This is a genomic window from Streptomyces sp. NBC_00557 (genome assembly GCF_036345995.1).
In the GTDB taxonomy this organism is placed as follows: Bacteria; Actinomycetota; Actinomycetes; order Streptomycetales; family Streptomycetaceae; genus Streptomyces.
In genome coordinates this window covers 8,076,067-8,091,344 of record NZ_CP107796.1, presented here as the reverse complement: position 1 = coordinate 8,091,344, position 15,278 = coordinate 8,076,067, and the positions used below count along the sequence as shown (strand labels likewise).

At 70.1% G+C, this 15,278-nt stretch carries 12 protein-coding genes; 7 read left to right on the top strand and 5 right to left on the bottom strand.

Annotated features, from left to right (window positions below):
* Nucleotides 1-54: 54 nt before the first annotated feature.
* From OG956_RS36010 to OG956_RS36000, 3 genes are all read right to left on the bottom strand, one after another.
* Complete coding sequence (locus OG956_RS36010) at nt 55-1,164, bottom strand: PP2C family protein-serine/threonine phosphatase (RefSeq protein WP_330342223.1); 1,110 nt, start codon at nt 1,162-1,164, stop codon at nt 55-57.
* 182 nt (nt 1,165-1,346) lie between these two features.
* Nucleotides 1,347-2,006 carry a TetR/AcrR family transcriptional regulator gene (locus OG956_RS36005; RefSeq protein WP_330342222.1) on the bottom strand — a complete coding sequence of 220 codons (660 nt, stop codon included), beginning with the start codon at nt 2,004-2,006 and terminating at the stop codon, nt 1,347-1,349.
* Nucleotides 2,007-3,000: 994 nt separating this feature from the next.
* Complete coding sequence (locus OG956_RS36000) at nt 3,001-3,738, bottom strand: flavodoxin family protein (protein WP_330342221.1); 738 nt, start codon at nt 3,736-3,738, stop codon at nt 3,001-3,003.
* Nucleotides 3,739-4,978: 1,240 nt separating this feature from the next.
* Between OG956_RS36000 and OG956_RS35990 the strand changes: the two genes are divergently transcribed.
* The 5 genes from OG956_RS35990 to rbsD all read left to right on the top strand — a co-directional run bounded on the left by OG956_RS35990 (nt 4,979) and on the right by rbsD (nt 10,814).
* Entirely contained in the window at nt 4,979-5,995 is a 1,017-nt protein-coding gene (locus tag OG956_RS35990; protein WP_330342219.1) for a LacI family DNA-binding transcriptional regulator, read from the top strand.
* Nucleotides 5,992-7,512: a sugar ABC transporter ATP-binding protein gene (locus tag OG956_RS35985; RefSeq protein WP_330342218.1), complete on the top strand. Its 1,521-nt coding sequence runs from the start codon at nt 5,992-5,994 to the stop codon at nt 7,510-7,512. Before OG956_RS35990 ends, OG956_RS35985 begins: the two co-directional genes overlap by 4 nt.
* On the top strand, nt 7,502-9,448 hold the full coding sequence (locus OG956_RS35980) for an ABC transporter permease/substrate-binding protein (RefSeq protein WP_330342217.1): 1,947 nt from the start codon (nt 7,502-7,504) through the stop codon (nt 9,446-9,448). Before OG956_RS35985 ends, OG956_RS35980 begins: the two co-directional genes overlap by 11 nt.
* A 77-nt stretch (nt 9,449-9,525) precedes the next feature.
* A complete protein-coding gene (rbsK, locus tag OG956_RS35975) occupies nt 9,526-10,428 on the top strand; it encodes a ribokinase (RefSeq protein WP_330342216.1) in 903 nt (300 codons plus the stop codon).
* Complete coding sequence (gene rbsD / locus OG956_RS35970; protein WP_330342215.1) at nt 10,425-10,814, top strand: D-ribose pyranase; 390 nt, start codon at nt 10,425-10,427, stop codon at nt 10,812-10,814. Before rbsK ends, rbsD begins: the two co-directional genes overlap by 4 nt.
* 314 nt (nt 10,815-11,128) lie before the next feature.
* On the opposite strand, the gene OG956_RS35965 is transcribed toward rbsD, so the two are convergent.
* Entirely contained in the window at nt 11,129-12,550 is a 1,422-nt protein-coding gene (locus tag OG956_RS35965) for a hypothetical protein (RefSeq protein WP_330342214.1), read from the bottom strand.
* Nucleotides 12,551-12,877: 327 nt separating this feature from the next.
* Between OG956_RS35965 and OG956_RS35960 the strand changes: the two genes are divergently transcribed.
* A complete protein-coding gene (locus OG956_RS35960; RefSeq protein WP_330342213.1) occupies nt 12,878-13,306 on the top strand; it encodes a hypothetical protein in 429 nt (142 codons plus the stop codon).
* A gap of 758 nt (nt 13,307-14,064) precedes the next feature.
* On the top strand, nt 14,065-14,442 hold the full coding sequence (locus OG956_RS35955) for an allene oxide cyclase barrel-like domain-containing protein (protein WP_330342212.1): 378 nt from the start codon (nt 14,065-14,067) through the stop codon (nt 14,440-14,442).
* Between the two features lie 344 nt (nt 14,443-14,786).
* Here the strand turns inward: OG956_RS35955 and OG956_RS35950 are convergent, their stop codons facing one another.
* Nucleotides 14,787-14,993, bottom strand: coding sequence for a DUF3224 domain-containing protein (locus OG956_RS35950; protein WP_443065640.1), 207 nt, complete (start codon nt 14,991-14,993; stop codon nt 14,787-14,789).
* Nucleotides 14,994-15,278: the final 285 nt, after the last annotated feature.

The following is a 15,278-nucleotide window of genomic DNA, read 5'->3' as shown; positions in this document are numbered from 1 at the left end:
GGCGGGCTCCGTGGTGTGCACCAGTGCGGCACCTGGCGAGGAGGTCAGTGACGGTCAACCGGTCGTGAATGGCGGAGATCCGCCGGCATGGGTCATGAGGTGCGGCCGGTGCAGGTGAGCGGGGGCCCGTTCGATGATCAGGAAGGCGGCGTCGTCGGTGAGCTGCTCACCGGTGTGCGCGAGCAGGTCGCGGTGAATGCGGTGCAGCAGGGCGTCGGGGCCTGAGCTGGGGAAGGCGGCGACCCGCTCGGCGAGCGGGTAGAAGGCTCCGGTCGGTGAGCGGGCTTCGATCACGCCGTCGGTGTAGAGCAGCAGCATGTCGCCCGGTTCCAAGGTGAACGGGTCGGTGCGGTCGTTCCGTGTGCAGAGGGCGCACAGGCCCAACGGGGGTGCGGGTCGGCGGGAGTTGAGGACGGTCACCTGGTCGCCACGGATCAGCAGGGGTGGCGGATGGCCGCAGTTGAGCATCTCGGCCCGCGGGCCCTGATCGTGGATGTCGATCATTACGGCGGTGATGAAGTGTTCGCCGACGTCGTGCACGGTGGCGGCGACCTCGTCCAGGTTCCGGCAGACGCTCTCCTCGACGGCGCTGACGAGTTCGGGCAGGGAGGCGTACCGGTGAGCGCCCTCACGGAACGCGCCCATCACCACCGATGCCTCGCCGATGGAGGCCAGTCCATGGCCTCGTACGTCGCCGATGAGGATCCGGGTGCAGGGATGAGCGGCGCGGGCGACCGCCAACAGGTCACCCCCGATCTGGGCCTCGTCCTCGGCGGCCAGATACAGCCAGGCCACCCGCAAGGGTCCGATCCGGCGGGGTGGCGGCCGCAGCAGAATGCGCTGTGCCGTCTCGGCCACCGACCGCACCCGGCTCAGCTCCCGAGCACGCCGTTCCCGCATATAGGTGATGAGGACGACCAGAGCCGACAGCACGGCCAGGGCGATGAGCTGCGCCACGTGATTCGTCGTGGTCAGCCCGCCGTGGAGGACGGAGATGATCACCAGGGCGGCCTGAGCCAGAGCCCCGACCAGAGCGGTCAGCCGCGGACCGGCGAAGGAGGCGGTCAGAGTCGGCGCGATGACCAGCAACGGGCCCAGATGAACGGTGGTGCCGATGCCGATGTCCGTCACGGTGATGGCCACGATCAGTGCGAGCGCGATCACCAGCAAACCGCGCCCCGCCTGCTGTGACAAGAAGCGGTCTTCCGATCTTCCGCGTGCACCCATAACCCATTTTTACGCCGTGTCGGGCTGGGCACGCTCCGCGCGTCGCTCCCTGTCGAGGCCGGTACGGCGCGCGGACCGGTTCGAGGCGGTGCTGCTCTCCGCGCCTCACAGCCGCTGACTCAGCGACGGCCGGCGTCCTGGCCGTCGCGACCTGCGGTGAGCCGGCTTTCCAGGCCTGTGATCAGCATGTCCATCACGAGACGGAACATATGATCCCGATCAGGGCCCGCAGTACCTGCACCCGTCGAGCCAGGCGATGCATCCGTGGGCCCGTCTTCGCCGTCGGCATCAGGGCCGGGGGGCTTGAGGTTCGCCCACTGGTGGAGAGCGCCGTTCAGTTCGGCGGCGAGGACACCGACGACGACGGCGACGATCAGCGCGGCGATCTCAGGGACCTCTGGCAACGGCACGCCGGCAGCGGCCACGATCGCGGTGAGGGCCGTCCAGAACGGGTCGTCGGCCTGGATGAAGTCGGGCTGGTGGCTGAACGAGTAGGCCATCAGCTCGGGGTGCCGGCGCGCCAGCGTCCGGAAGTCCGTGGCGAGCAGACGCAGGCGCTCCTGCCAGGGCGCGTCCTCAAGCGTCACGGTGCGGAACTGGGCGCCGACCATTCTCGTCACGCCACGCAGCACGGCTTCCTTGTTCGGCACGTGGTGGTACAGCGACATCGGGTTCGCGTCGAGCACGGTGGCGAGTTTGCGCATGGTGAGCGCCTCGACCCCGTCCTCGTCAATGAGCCGCAGGGCGGCGGCGTAGATCCCGGCCTCGGTCAGAGGCACGTCCCTCTTCCTCGTTCCCCGCGGGGGACGCCTCACCTTCTTTTCCATACCTCGTACGGTATCAGCCCCCATACGGCGTAAGGGAAAATAACTCCGGTCACGGCACCCGTTCCCCCGGCCGGGTGTTGCATCGAGCTCCGCCAGGCGCTGCTCACCCTGCCCGCCCAGGAGGCGCATGTCCCGGCCGCCCGGCACCTCGCGGCTGAGCTGCTGGAGACGTGGAGCGTTCCCGTCGGCCAGCGGGACTCCGAGGTTCTCATCGTCGATGAACTCACCGCCAACGCAGCCCGGTACGGGCACGAGTGCATGACCCTGCTGCTCGTCCTCGAGCAGGGAACGCCACGGCGCCGCCCATGGAGCCGGCCGCGGCGGAACGCGCCTGGCTCCTGCGTCGAGCCGCTCTCATGGACCACATGGCGCTCAAGGATTCCAGCCCCGGTCCGGCCAGGGCAGCCGCCCAAGCCGCCGAACAGCTGGTACTGCACGACTGCCGACACCCCCACCTCGCCGCAGCCCCCCCACCGTCTCGAGGCCGTACAGCCGGCCCGCGATCACCGCCTGTACGTGCGCCGGCCGGACAGCAAGCACCTCTGCGACAGAAGCAGCGGGTGCCGACGGCCGGACACAGCGGCGCCGCGGCCAGCGGCAGGGCTCCACTGCCGGCACCGCGGGGCCACTGCTTCGCTCGCGTACCCCGCGGTGCGTCCGCCAGCGGCCCTTGCGGCTGCACCGTCGGAACGGACGACGCCGACACGGGGCCGGCCGCACCCTGCCTGGCCAGGTAGACACCAGGCAACCGCGGCGCCTCAGCCTCGCTCAGTGGCATCCAGTCCGGCCAACCAGCCGTGGTCAGTAGCTCCCCAGCTCAGTGGGTGTGCGGCAGTGGTGTCCCGGTGGGTGTGTGTACGGGGGGCGTGCGGGCCCGTGCGCACGTCACGGCGGTGTGCACCGCTGGTCACTGGTCGGCGGTCCACCACTTGCCATCGGTATCTCCCTACCGGTGCTCGGGGTTCTCGTAGTCGCGTCGGCAGCCGGCGTCCCAGGCGGTGCGCTGGTTGCCGTAGGCGGGGATGCCGCCGAGGTCCTTCAGCGCCCGGGCCAGGTGCAGCAGGTTCCAGGTCATGAAGGTGGTGTTGCGGTTGGTGAAGTCGTTCTCCGGGCCGCCCGAGCCGGGGTCGAGGTAGGAGGGGCCGGGGCCCGCCTCGCCGATCCACCCGGCGTCCGCCTGGGGCGGGATGGTGTAGCCCAGGTGCTGGAGGCTGTAGAGGACGTTCATGGCGCAGTGCTTGACGCCGTCCTCGTTGCCGGTGATCAGGCAGCCTCCCACACGGCCGTAATAGGCGTACTGGCCGTACTCGTTGAGCAGGCTGGAGCAGGCGTAGAGGCGCTCGATCACCTGCTTCATCACGGAGCTGTTGTCGCCCAGCCAGATGGGGCCGGCCAGCACCAGGATGTCGGCCGCCATGACCTGCTCGTACAGGTCCGGCCAGGCGTCCGTCTCCCAGCCGTGCTCTCTCATGTCGGGCCACACGCCGGTGGCGATGTCGTGGTCCACCGCCCGTACGACGTCGACGTGCACGCCCTGCGCCTCCATGAGGTTGGTACTGCGGTGGATCAGCCCCTGGGTGTTGCTTGTCTCCGGGGAGCGTTTGAGGGTGCAGTTGATCACCAGGGCCCGCAGGTCGTCGTACCTCGCGGGCGGTGTGTCGTTGCCGGGCGGCGAAGCGGCCACGCGATCCTCCCAGAGCCTTGTCTGCCACGGTCAGCGGCGAAGCGTTCACATCCGGCTCCAGCCTGCGGGACGTCCATGGAAGGCGCTATTGAAAAGCCTCCGAATGGCCCCGGCGGCGATTCGACCCAGGCGCGGTCAGTCGGCCTGTCTCCCTTGCCGGATTCCGGGGTCGAAGGAGGGGTCGCGCCAGGAAGTCGACCAGTGCGTCCCGGACGTCGTCGAGGCGATGCTCGGCGAGCTGAGAGGTGAGAACGGAGCGGACCTACTCGATCCCGGTGCCGGGGCGAGGTCGCCGAGCGAAGCCTTCGCCCGTCTTCCGCCGGACGACTCCCCCACCCCCGCCCGGCTACTGCGCCGACTCCCGCTGTCCGACACCGATGCCGGAAGACGGCTGCTTTTCCAGCGGCTGTACGACCTGAGGAGGGTGACGCTGGACGGCCTGGCCGCAGCCGGACTGGCCGCTCCGGGCGGGACCCGGCGGTGCGCGACGCCCTGCTCCTCACCAACGACCTGGCCCTCTTCCTACTGCGCGACCGCCTCGCCGAAGTCCTCGGCCCGGACCGCTGCCGGCCGACGGCATGACCCGCTGGGCCCCGGAGATGCTCAGCATCCACGCGGCCGGGCTGAACGCGGAACCACCCCTACCGCAACGAGACAACCTGTAGGAAGGCCGAGCACGGCGCCCGGCTCAACACCCATACCCGCACCCGCACCCGCACCCGCACCCATCCTCCAGGCCCTCGGCATCCACGAGTCCCACGGCAAGCAGTCCGCCCCGCGCGGGGCCGAGTTGACGGTCGCCTCTGGTCAACTCGTCGGCGTCGTCGGTGAGAACGGTGCCGGAAAGCCGACCCTGCTCAAGATCCGGGCCGGCGCCCTCGGATGCTGACCGCAGGACCCGGTCCTGAACGGGGCACTCACCGTGGCCCGGCATCCGCGCTGCTTCACCGCCGGGCGCCGTCTGTCCGATGTGGACCGCGGCCATGAACGCGTCCGCCTCCTCGGCTTCAGGCGGTACGAGCATTCGACTGCCGGAGAGCCGTCCGGCGGCGCCTCGGGTCCCTCTCAAGGCGGGCCGGTGCGGGTGTTGACCGGCAGCGTTCGTTCCCGCCCGGAGTCCTGCGTCACGTGACGGACGTCACTGCCGGCACATCTTGTTCCGGCTCGTGTAATCGATTCCAATCCTTCCTGCGCAATCGAGTAATCGATTACACGACGTCCACGAGGAGGTGGAGCGGCGATGGCGAGCATTAAGGACGTGGCCGCCGCGGCGGACGTGTCCGTCGCCACGGTCTCGCGTGTGCTGAACGACCATCCGTCGGTCAGTGCGCGCGCACGGGAGCGGGTGCTGGCCGCTGTCGAAAAGCTGGGCTACCGCCCGAACGCCGTCGCCCGCTCGCTGCGCACCGACCAGACCCGCACTCTCGGCCTGGTCATCAGCGACGTGCTGAATCCCTACTTCACCGAGCTGGCCCGGTCCGTCGAGGTGGAGGCCCGTCTGCTGGGCTACAGCGTCATCATCGGCAACGCCGACGAGCGGCCCGACCTCCAGGACCATCACGTACGGACCCTGCTGGACCGCCGGATCGACGGGCTGCTGGTCTCGCCGACCGACGGCTGCTCCCCGCTGATGGCGGACGCGGCACGCGCGGGGACGCCGATGGTCTTCGTGGACCGCTGGATCGCGGACACGGACGTGCCGGTGGTGCGCTCCGACGGACGAGGCGCCGTACGGGACCTCGTCGCGCATCTGTACGGGCTCGGGCACCGCAGGCTGGCCATCATCGCGGGCCCTGCGGCGACCACCACCGGACGGGAGCGGATCGAGGCCTTCCGGGAGGGGCTGGCCGCGCACGGGCTGGATCTGCCCGACGTCTACATCGGACAGGGCGACTTCCAGGCCGACAGCGGCCGGCGGGTCACCGAGGCGTTCCTGGACCTGCCCGAGCCGCCCGAGGTCGTGTTCGCCGCCGACAACCTGATGGCGCTGGGCGCGCTGGACGCCATACGGGCGCGCGGGCTGCGCGTTCCGGACGACATCGCACTGGTCGCGTTCGACGACATCCCGTGGTTCGTGCACACCGATCCGCCGATCACCGCGATCGCCCAGCCCACGGGCGAACTGGGCCGCGAAGCCGTGCGCGCGCTGGTCGACCGCATCGAGGGGCGCACCCCTGAGTCCGTCACCCTGCCCGCCCGTCTCGTCGTACGCCGCTCGTGCGGCGAGCCCCCCGCAACGAACAGGAGTCAGTCGTGAGCAATCCGGAGGAGTTGCTGCGCATCGAGGGCATACGCAAGTCCTTCCCCGGGGTCGTCGCGCTCGACGGCGTCGACTTCGACCTGCGCCGGGGCGAGGTGCATGTCCTGCTCGGTGAGAACGGTGCCGGCAAGAGCACGCTCATCAAGATGCTGTCGGGTGCGTACACACCCGACGCCGGACGCATCGTCGTCGGCGGCGAAGAGGTCCGTATCCACGGTGCGCAGGACGCCGAGCGTCTCGGAATAGCCACGATCTACCAGGAGTTCAACCTCGTTCCCGATCTGACGGTCGCGGAGAACATCTTCCTGGGCCGTCAGCCGCGCCGCTTCGGGATGATCGACCGCCGGACGATGGAGGCGGAGGCTGCCGTCCTGCTCGAGCGCGTCGGCGTGACGGTGTCGCCCCGCGCTCGGGTGCGTGATCTGGGCATCGCGCGCCTGCAGATGGTGGAGATCGCGAAGGCCCTCAGTCTGAACGCGCGTGTGCTCATCATGGACGAGCCGACCGCCGTGCTCACCTCCGAGGAGGTCGACAAGCTCTTCGCGATCGTGCGCACGCTGCGCGAGGACGGCGTGGGCATCGTGTTCATCACCCATCACCTCGACGAGATCGCCGCGTTGGGCGACCGCGTCACCGTGATCCGTGACGGCCGGAGCGTCGGGCAGGTTCCGGCGAGCACGTCGCAGGAGGAGCTCGTGCGGCTCATGGTGGGCCGCTCCATCGAGCAGCAGTACCCACGTGAGCGGGCCGCTGCCGGCCCGGCCCTGCTGACGGTGGAGGGCCTGGCGCGCGACGGGGTCTTCCACGACATCAGCTTCGAGGTGCACGCGGGCGAGGTCGTCGGCATCGCCGGTCTGGTCGGTGCGGGCCGTACCGAGGTGGTGCGTGCCGTGTTCGGCGCGGACCCCTACGACGCGGGAACCGTGAAGGTCTCCGGCAGTGTGCTGCGCCGGCACGACGTCAACGCGGCGATGGCGGCCGGGATCGGGCTCGTGCCCGAGGACCGCAAGGGGCAGGGGCTGGTGCTGGACGCGACGGTGGAGGAGAACCTCGGCCTGGTGACCATGCGGAAGGCGACCCGTGCGGGGCTGGTCGACCGCAAGAGCCAGCACGCGGCCGCCGAGCGGATCGCCGGGCAACTGGGCGTGCGCATGGCAGGACTCGACCAGCACGTGCGCACACTCTCCGGAGGCAACCAGCAGAAGGTCGTCATCGGCAAGTGGCTGCTCGCCGACACGAAGGTGCTCATCCTCGACGAGCCGACGCGCGGGATCGACGTCGGCGCCAAGGTCGAGATTTACCAGCTCATCAACGAACTGACGGCCGCGGGCGCCGCCGTCCTGATGATCTCCAGCGACCTGCCCGAGGTGCTCGGCATGAGCGACCGGGTGCTGGTGATGGCCCAGGGCCGCATCGCGGGCGAACTCGACGCCGGGGAGGCCACCCAGGACGCCGTGATGGCGCTCGCCGTCAGCCATCCCACTACCGGAACGGAGGCCAGCCGTGGCCACTGACACGCTCAAGAGCAAGGCGGGCGCCGGTGGCGCCACGAGCGGCCTGCGCCGCGTCCTGCTCGACAACGGCGCGCTGACCGCGCTGATCGTCCTCTTCATCGCCCTGTCGGCGCTGTCCGGCGACTTCCTCACGACCGACAACCTCCTCAACGTGGGTGTCCAGGCGGCCGTGACGGCGATCCTCGCCTTCGGCGTCACCTTCGTGATCGTCGCGGCCGGCATCGACCTGTCGGTCGGATCGGTGGCCGCGCTGTCGTCGACCGTGCTCGCCTGGAGCGCCACATCGCACGGCGTACCCGTCGTCCTGGCCCTGCTGCTCGCGGTCGCCACCGGCATCGTGGCCGGCCTGGTCAACGGCTTCCTCATCGCCTACGGCAAGCTGCCGCCCTTCATCGCGACGCTCGCCATGCTGTCGGTGGCCCGAGGCCTGTCGCTGGTGATCTCCGGAGGCGTGCCCATCCCCTTCCCGTCCTCCGTCTCCCACCTCGGTGACACCGTCGGCAACTGGCTGCCCGTCCCGGTGCTGGTCATGGTCGTGATGGGGCTGATCGCCGCCTTCGTCCTCGGCCGCACCTACATCGGCCGCTCGATGTACGCGATCGGCGGCAACGAGGAGGCCGCGCGTCTGTCGGGCCTGCGGGTGAACCGGCAGAAGCTCGCCATCTACGCGCTGTCCGGCCTGTTCGCCGCGGCCGCGGGCATCGTGCTGGCCTCCCGGCTGTCCTCCGCCCAGCCCCAGGCGGCCAACGGCTACGAACTCGACGCGATCGCGGCGGTCGTCATCGGCGGCGCCTCCCTCGCCGGCGGCACCGGCAAGGCGTCCGGCACCCTGATCGGCGCGCTGATCCTGGCCGTGCTGCGCAACGGCCTCAACCTCCTGTCGGTGTCCGCCTTCTGGCAGCAGGTCGTCATCGGTGTCGTCATCGCGCTCGCGGTGCTCCTGGACACGCTGCGCCGCAAGGCCGGGGCGACACCCGTCGCGGCCGGCACGGGCGGCAGCAAGGGCCGGCAGGCGGGCACGTACGCCCTGGCGGCGGCGGTCACCGTCGCACTGGTGGGCGCCACCTCCTTCCTGCACGACGGCTCCGCCGGCAGCACCCCGAAGATGGGTCTGTCGCTGTCCACGCTCAACAACCCCTTCTTCGTGCAGATCCGGTCCGGCGCGCAGGCCGAGGCGAAGAAGCTGGGCGTGGACCTGACCGTCACGGACGCGCAGAACGACGCCTCGCAGCAGGCCAACCAGCTGCAGAACTTCACCAGTTCCGGCTACGGCGCGATCATCGTCAACCCCGTGGACTCCGACGCGGCGAGCAACTCGGTGAAGGCCGCCGACAAGGCGAGGATCCCGGTGATCGCCGTCGACCGCGGCGTCAACAAGGCGTCCGTCGACACCCTCGTCGCCTCCGACAACATCGCCGGCGGTGAACTCTCCGCCAGGACGCTCGCCGAGAAGCTCGGCGGACACGGCAAGATCGTCATCCTGCAGGGCCAGGCCGGCACCTCCGCCGCCCGCGAACGCGCGGAAGGCTTCGCCAAGGGGCTGAAGGCCTACCCGGGCATCCAGGTCGTCGCCCAGCAGCCGGCCGACTTCGACCGCACCAAGGGCCTCGACGTCATGTCCAACCTGCTGCAGGCCCACCCCGACGTCCAGGGCGTCATCGCCGCCAACGACGAGATGGCGCTCGGCGCCATCAAGGCACTCGGCTCCAAGGCCGGCAAGTTGGTCCAGGTCATGGGCTTCGACGGCACCCCGGACGGACTGAAGGCGGTCCAGAACGGCACCCTGTACGCCTCGGTGGCACAGCAGCCCACCCAGCTCGGCCGGATCGCCGTCGACAACGCGCTCAAGGCCGTGCAGGGCAAGAAGGTCCAGGACACGGTGAAGGTCCCGGTGAAGGTGGTCACGCAGCAGAACGTGGCCGGTTTCCACGGCTGACAGCGGCGCTCCAACCGGGGGCGGGGTGCCGGCACGGTGGCGCCCCGCCCCCGGCCACCTATCGGGAAGGTCCCCTCATGTACGACTACGACCTGCTGGTCGTGGGATCCGCCAACGCCGACCTGGTCGTCGGCGTCGAGCGGCGTCCAGGGCCCGGGGAGACGGTGCTCGGCTCCGACCTGGCCGTCCATCCGGGCGGCAAGGGCGCCAACCAGGCGGTCGCGGCCGCCCGGCTCGGCGCCCGCACCGCCCTGCTGGCCCGCGTCGGCGACGACGCCCACGGCCGGATGCTCCTCGACTCGCTGCGAGCCGCCGGCGTCGACACGGCCGGCGTGCTGACGGGCGGGGCGCCGACCGGCGTCGCGCTGATCACGGTGGATCCGTCGGGCGACAACAGCATCGTGGTCTCCCCGGGCGCCAACGCACGTCTCACACCCCAGGACGTACAGGCCGCGGCCGGTCTGCTGCGCTCCTCCCGGGTGGTGTCCGCGCAGTTGGAGATCCCGCTGGAGACGGTGGTGGAGGTGGTGCGCGGCCTGGCACCGGGAAGCCGTTTCGTGCTCAACCCCTCGCCCCCGCGTCCCCTGCCCGACGAGGTCGTCGCCGCGTGCGACCCGCTGATCGTGAACGAACACGAGGCGAAGGTCATCCTCGGCGACACCGCCACGGGCGAGACCCCCGAGGACTGGGCCCGGGCCCTGCTCGCCCGCGGCCCACGCTCCGTCGTCGTCACCCTGGGCGGCGAGGGCGCCCTGGTGGCGACCCGGGACACCACCACCCGCATCCCGCCGGTAACAGTCGACGCCGTGGACACGACCGGCGCCGGCGACGCCTTCACCGCGGCGCTGGCCTTCGGCCTCGGCGCCGGGGCGGGGCTGGAGGCAGCCGCCGCCTATGCGGCACGCGTCGGCGCCCTGGCCGTCACCCGCCGCGGGGCCCAGGACTCCTACCCCACCGCCGAGGAGGCCGACGCACTGTGAAGAAGGCCGGAATCCTCAACCGCCATCTGGCGGGCGAACTGGCCGCGTTGGGCCACACCGACCAGGTACTGGTGTGCGACGCGGGCATGCCCATACCCAAGCGTCCGCGCGTGGTCGACCTGGCCTTCCGAGCCGGGGTGCCGTCCTTCGCCGAGGTGCTGGACGGCCTGCTCGCCGAACTGGTCGTCGAAGGCGCCACGGCGGCCGAGGAGATCCGGACCGCCAATCCCGCGGCGGCCGCGCTGTTGGACGGGCACTTTCCCGACCTGGCACTCGTCCCGCACGAGCACCTCAAGGAGCGGTCGTCCGGAGCACAGTTGATCGTACGGACGGGCGAGGCCCGTCCGTACGCGAACGTGCTGCTGCGATGCGGAGTGTTCTTCTGACTGATCGTTTCAGAACGAGTGTGCCCCAGGGGCTTGGCGGTTGGGGTGATGGACGACAGAGAGGTCCCCGACGGACTGAGGAAAGACTCAGTCGGCGGCATGCGAAGTACCCAGAGAACGGGCGAAGTCGGCAAGCGACTGGAAGTCATCCTCGCGCAGGCCGATCCTCGGGTTGACGTGGTGCAGAAGGCCACGCGCGCGGTGGTGTGCGGTTACGCAGGGTCACCTCCAACTGGGCCCCTCGGACATCCCATCCCGTTCACGCACGACAGCCACGGAGGCCGGTGCTGGTATGCCTGAGTGCCCAGGCAGACTCAGCGGTCCGCCCCGGCCTCCCGCTTGCGTCGGCGCAGGCCGTGGTCGCTGAAGAGGTGTCGGCTCCGCTCGAGCAGTTCCCGCACCTCCGGGTCGCCGCGCCGCACGTACGCCGACGGATGCCAGCGCTGCACGCTCTGCGCGGCCCAGGTACGCAGCTTCACGTCCGGGTCCTCCAGCAGGCCGACCGCCGCCCGTAGCGCCACGATGCCGCCGCGCGCGTCGAGCAGCCGGAACGCGGCGACGCGGACGTGCCGCGGCCGCTCGGAACCGGTGCGCTCCAGTAGCCAGTCGGCGGGCAGTTCCTTTGCCGAGGGCAGCAGGGCGATGGCTGTCTCTCGGACGACGCCGGCGCCAGGGTCGTCGAGGAGCGGCCGCAACTGCTCGGCATCCACGCAGTCCAGTGTCCGCAGCCCTGCCACCGCCCGCGCCCGCACACCGGCCGCGGCGTGCGCGAGCAGCGGCCACAGCAGTGCGGCGTCCGCGCGGTTGCCGCACTCGGCCAGCCCGATGACCGCACCCGGCGGCAACTCGAGGCCGTCCGATGCCGTGCACCGCTCCCGGTACCAGGCCACCGGATCACCCCCCTGTTGTCGTACGACATACCGGGCGCAAGCACGCACGAGCGCGGACCGGTCGCTGAGAAACGACTCCGCCCGCCGTGACCACCCCGCCCGCCGCAGTCCGGTGACGCCGGCTGAACGAGCACGCGGGTTACGCGCCGACAGCAGAGGAGGCAGCACCTCCTCGTACGCCTCCTCATCTCCCAGCGCCGCAAGCGCCGCTGTGGCGCACAGGTCCTGGATCACGTTGTCCTCGTCCTGGGCGGCCGCGTGGGCCAGCTCACCGGGACGGAGCAGCCCGCCCTCGACGGCCTGCCGGTATACGAACCGCCGGACCATGCGGTCGCGGTCGCCGAAGAGAGCAACGAGCTGTCCGCGGGATGCCCGGCGCAAAACCTGACCCAGCTCATCGACGCCGAAGTCACCTCTGTCGCGGCGGCCGACGCGGAGGATGAGCGGCGCGAGGGTGAGGGCGGACTCGACGTTCAGGGCCTCGCGCAGCAACTGCCGAGCGCACTCGCGCACCGGGCCGGCCCAATCGGCGCAGCGGATGACGACCAACGGCATCAGACCGGGGTATTGCGCCGACCGGCGCACCGCCTCCTCACGGATCCGCCCGTCACGGTGGCAGAGGGCGAGCGCCAGCCGAGACTCGCCGAGCTGGGTCAGGTCGGCGGGCAGCGGGGCGGCGTACTCCCACTCCGGCAGCAACCGCGGCCGGTACCAGGCCACCTCACGCACTTGCGCGTCCAGCGCGAGCCAGTCACTCGGGTCCGCGACATCAAGCGTGCTCCCAAGCGGCGCACCCGCCGCGAGCCGCATCACTGCCGCTGTCCCGTCCTCGCTGACCTCAGGCATTCCCACCCCCTCCAACAGCCGTACCAGGTGATCGTACGGGGCGAGGTCCGCGCACAAGCAGCGAAATACCACCCGTGATCACCGAAGGCTGAGCACAGCACCCCGCCCACCAGAAGCCGAACGCGCCACACCACTGGCCAACCGTCCACGCTCACTTCGAGCGCTGCAGTTTCTGTGATCCGACGGGCATGAGGAGCTTGACGAACTGGTCGCAGCCATCAACGAGTGGCCGTGACCAGTGCTTTCACAACAACGTCTAGGCCTGTGAAGCGGCGTTGTACGAAATCCGGAGGCGGGCAGGGGCCGGCGCTGAATAGGCTTGAGCACATGGCCAGCGGATCCTTTCCCTACGATCGGTTCCTCGGCGAATTCAAGGAGTTGGCACACGGTCGCCCTGACGGAGCCGCCCTGCGCGACTCGGTCCGCGTCCAGGGTGACCCGGACGAGGAGAAGCTGGCGCGCTACCTGCGTTCAGGATCGGTCCTCGCCGTCTCCGGATCCGCGGTCCATGACGCGCTGAGCGGTGAGTTCATCGCAGGGTTGGAGCTGCGCACCGACGGCGAGTGGTTCTGGTACTCGGACCTCGCTCACTACCTCGAGCGCTACCACGTCCCGTTGGAGAAGGCCTTCATCGACCACGCACGCGCACACCGCTGGACTCCAGCTCCACTCTCCGACGAAGACCTCATCCGCATCGGAGACACACTGGACGCGCTCGAAGCCGAAGACGACGAGGACGATGGGGCAAACCTCTGAGGTGTCCGGGCAACACCCACCCGGCTGGAAGCTCGGATGCGTCGCAGGATGATACGGCAGGCTCCCTGCCGCGTGTCAGGGAGCCTGCCGGAGAGCTGATTGCTCGGCCCCGCCCGAAACGTCTCACCAGGCCACATTCCTCAGGAATGGTCTTCGTTCCCCACTCGGTTGAGTGATCAACGAAGCGCCGGGTCGGCCGGCTTGTCGAGCATCCGGTCCGAGTCGAGGAGTCAAGGGCGCCTTCGGAGTCGCTGGGCGATGAGGTGCGCTGACGACCCTGGACGGCTCACCCCGCCCCTGCTCCTGGTTATCGGGCGGCCCCTCCCGAGTAGCGCCCGTCCGCAGGTCGGCACGCCGGCTGTGCTGGTGAGACCTGACAACGGCGGTCCGTCAGCGGCGCCAGCACCTCGTGTTGCCGCGAGTCAGGAGCCGATGTGCTGCACCAGCGTCCTCCCGCGCGCGACTCGCCCGGTCGGGCGTGCCGTCTCTCGTCCCGGGTTGGTCCGATTGGTCGGATATACCGGTGAGTCACGCCGGGACGTTCCGGGCGGCGGCAGAGCCGAGGTTATGAATGCGTCACCTGATCATCCGTGAGCATCAACCTCAGGAGCCACACGATGCGCCCCCTCACAGCAGGCTGTCTCGGCACGGCCACTGCGCTGGTCGCCCTTCTCGCCTCCGCCCCTGCCGAGGCTGCCGCGACGGACACCGGTCCCGCCCGCGCCAAGAGCGCAGGCCGGGTCATCACACTCATCGGCGTGCTCGCCGAGCAAACGCGCTTCCCCGTCAACCCAGGCGGCATGCCCGCCGCCCAAGGCGATCGCACCGTCTTCCGCTCGGACCTCCTCGACGGCAACCGCAAGAAGATCGGCGAGACAGGCGGCGTCTGCACCACCACCCGGACCGTCGACGGCGGAGCGGAAGAGTGCGTCGTGACCTACACCCTCCCCGGCGGCCAGCTCTCCGTGCAGGGGATGGTCTTCGGCATCCTCACCCAGGGCCGCCCGACGACCCCTCCCCCTCCGTTCGACAACGCGATCACCGGCGGCACCGGGAAATACGACCGGGCTCGTGGCCAGGTCCACGCCGAAACGATCGCTCCGAATACGAGGCGCTTCACGATCGACCTCGACTGACTCACCCTGCCCCGCCCGGCGAGGAAGGCTGGCGGGGCTCCCTCGCGTGACGCAGCTTTCAGCAGCCCAATCCCAGACGTCGCCGCGTACGGCATGGCCAGCCCTCGCCTCGCCCCGCATCACACCGGGCCCTCCCACGACGGGCGCCGGACCGCGGACCGGACCAAGCCGGGCACTCGCCCGCAGGCAAAGCCCAGACGAACGACCTTGACCCGAGCAGAAGGCCGACCGTCAGCACGGCACCGAGGAAGGGCCAACCCGCTTCCCCGAGTGGTGCCAGTACTCATCCACATTTTCCGACGATACGGCTCTGACTCAGGGCGTGACCTGCCGAGTTGCTGGGCCTACTGACCGAGGTCGTAGTCGAACCAGATCCGGTGGTGGGTGCCGTCCTGGTCGACCGCGATGCCTCCGGCTCCAATGATCCCGGCCAGCTCACCCGTTCCGCTACCCGGGACGATGACGAAGAACTCGCTCTGCCTGTCCTCGCCCAAGGTCGTTGCGGAGTGCGCGAAGTTGAAGGAGTCGGACGAGTTGCTCGACCCCCACATGCACCGCTTCACTCAGAAGCTGCAGGACGCCCGGGCAAGAAGGCATTGCGGACAACCTCCGCCGGTCGTCCGCGGTGGTGCATGACGTGCAACGGCTGTCCCAGCGCCGTGGGCCTTGCGGTGCGAACACAGTCCGGCGGCCGCGCGGTCATGCCGATGACCGCAGTGACACAGACCCGCGCCGCTGCCCAGGGTTCCGCCCGCGGCTGCACCATGCGCGTGAAGGACACGCCGTACGGCCGCTGACGTCGCTGGTGGTTCTGCTCTGGGCAGACCGGCCGACCG

Bases quoted from the DNA above. Each gene is read 5' to 3' on its own strand.
- OG956_RS35990 (WP_330342219.1), top strand. From the start codon at position 4,979: ATGGCGAGCATTAAGGACGTGGCCGCCGCGGCGGACGTGTCCGTCGCC.
- rbsK (WP_330342216.1), top strand. From the start codon at position 9,526: ATGTACGACTACGACCTGCTGGTCGTGGGATCCGCCAACGCCGACCTG.
- OG956_RS35950 (WP_443065640.1), bottom strand. From the start codon at position 14,993: ATGTGGGGGTCGAGCAACTCGTCCGACTCCTTCAACTTCGCGCACTCC.
- OG956_RS35965 (WP_330342214.1), bottom strand. From the start codon at position 12,550: ATGCCTGAGGTCAGCGAGGACGGGACAGCGGCAGTGATGCGGCTCGCG.
- OG956_RS35960 (WP_330342213.1), top strand. From the start codon at position 12,878: ATGGCCAGCGGATCCTTTCCCTACGATCGGTTCCTCGGCGAATTCAAG.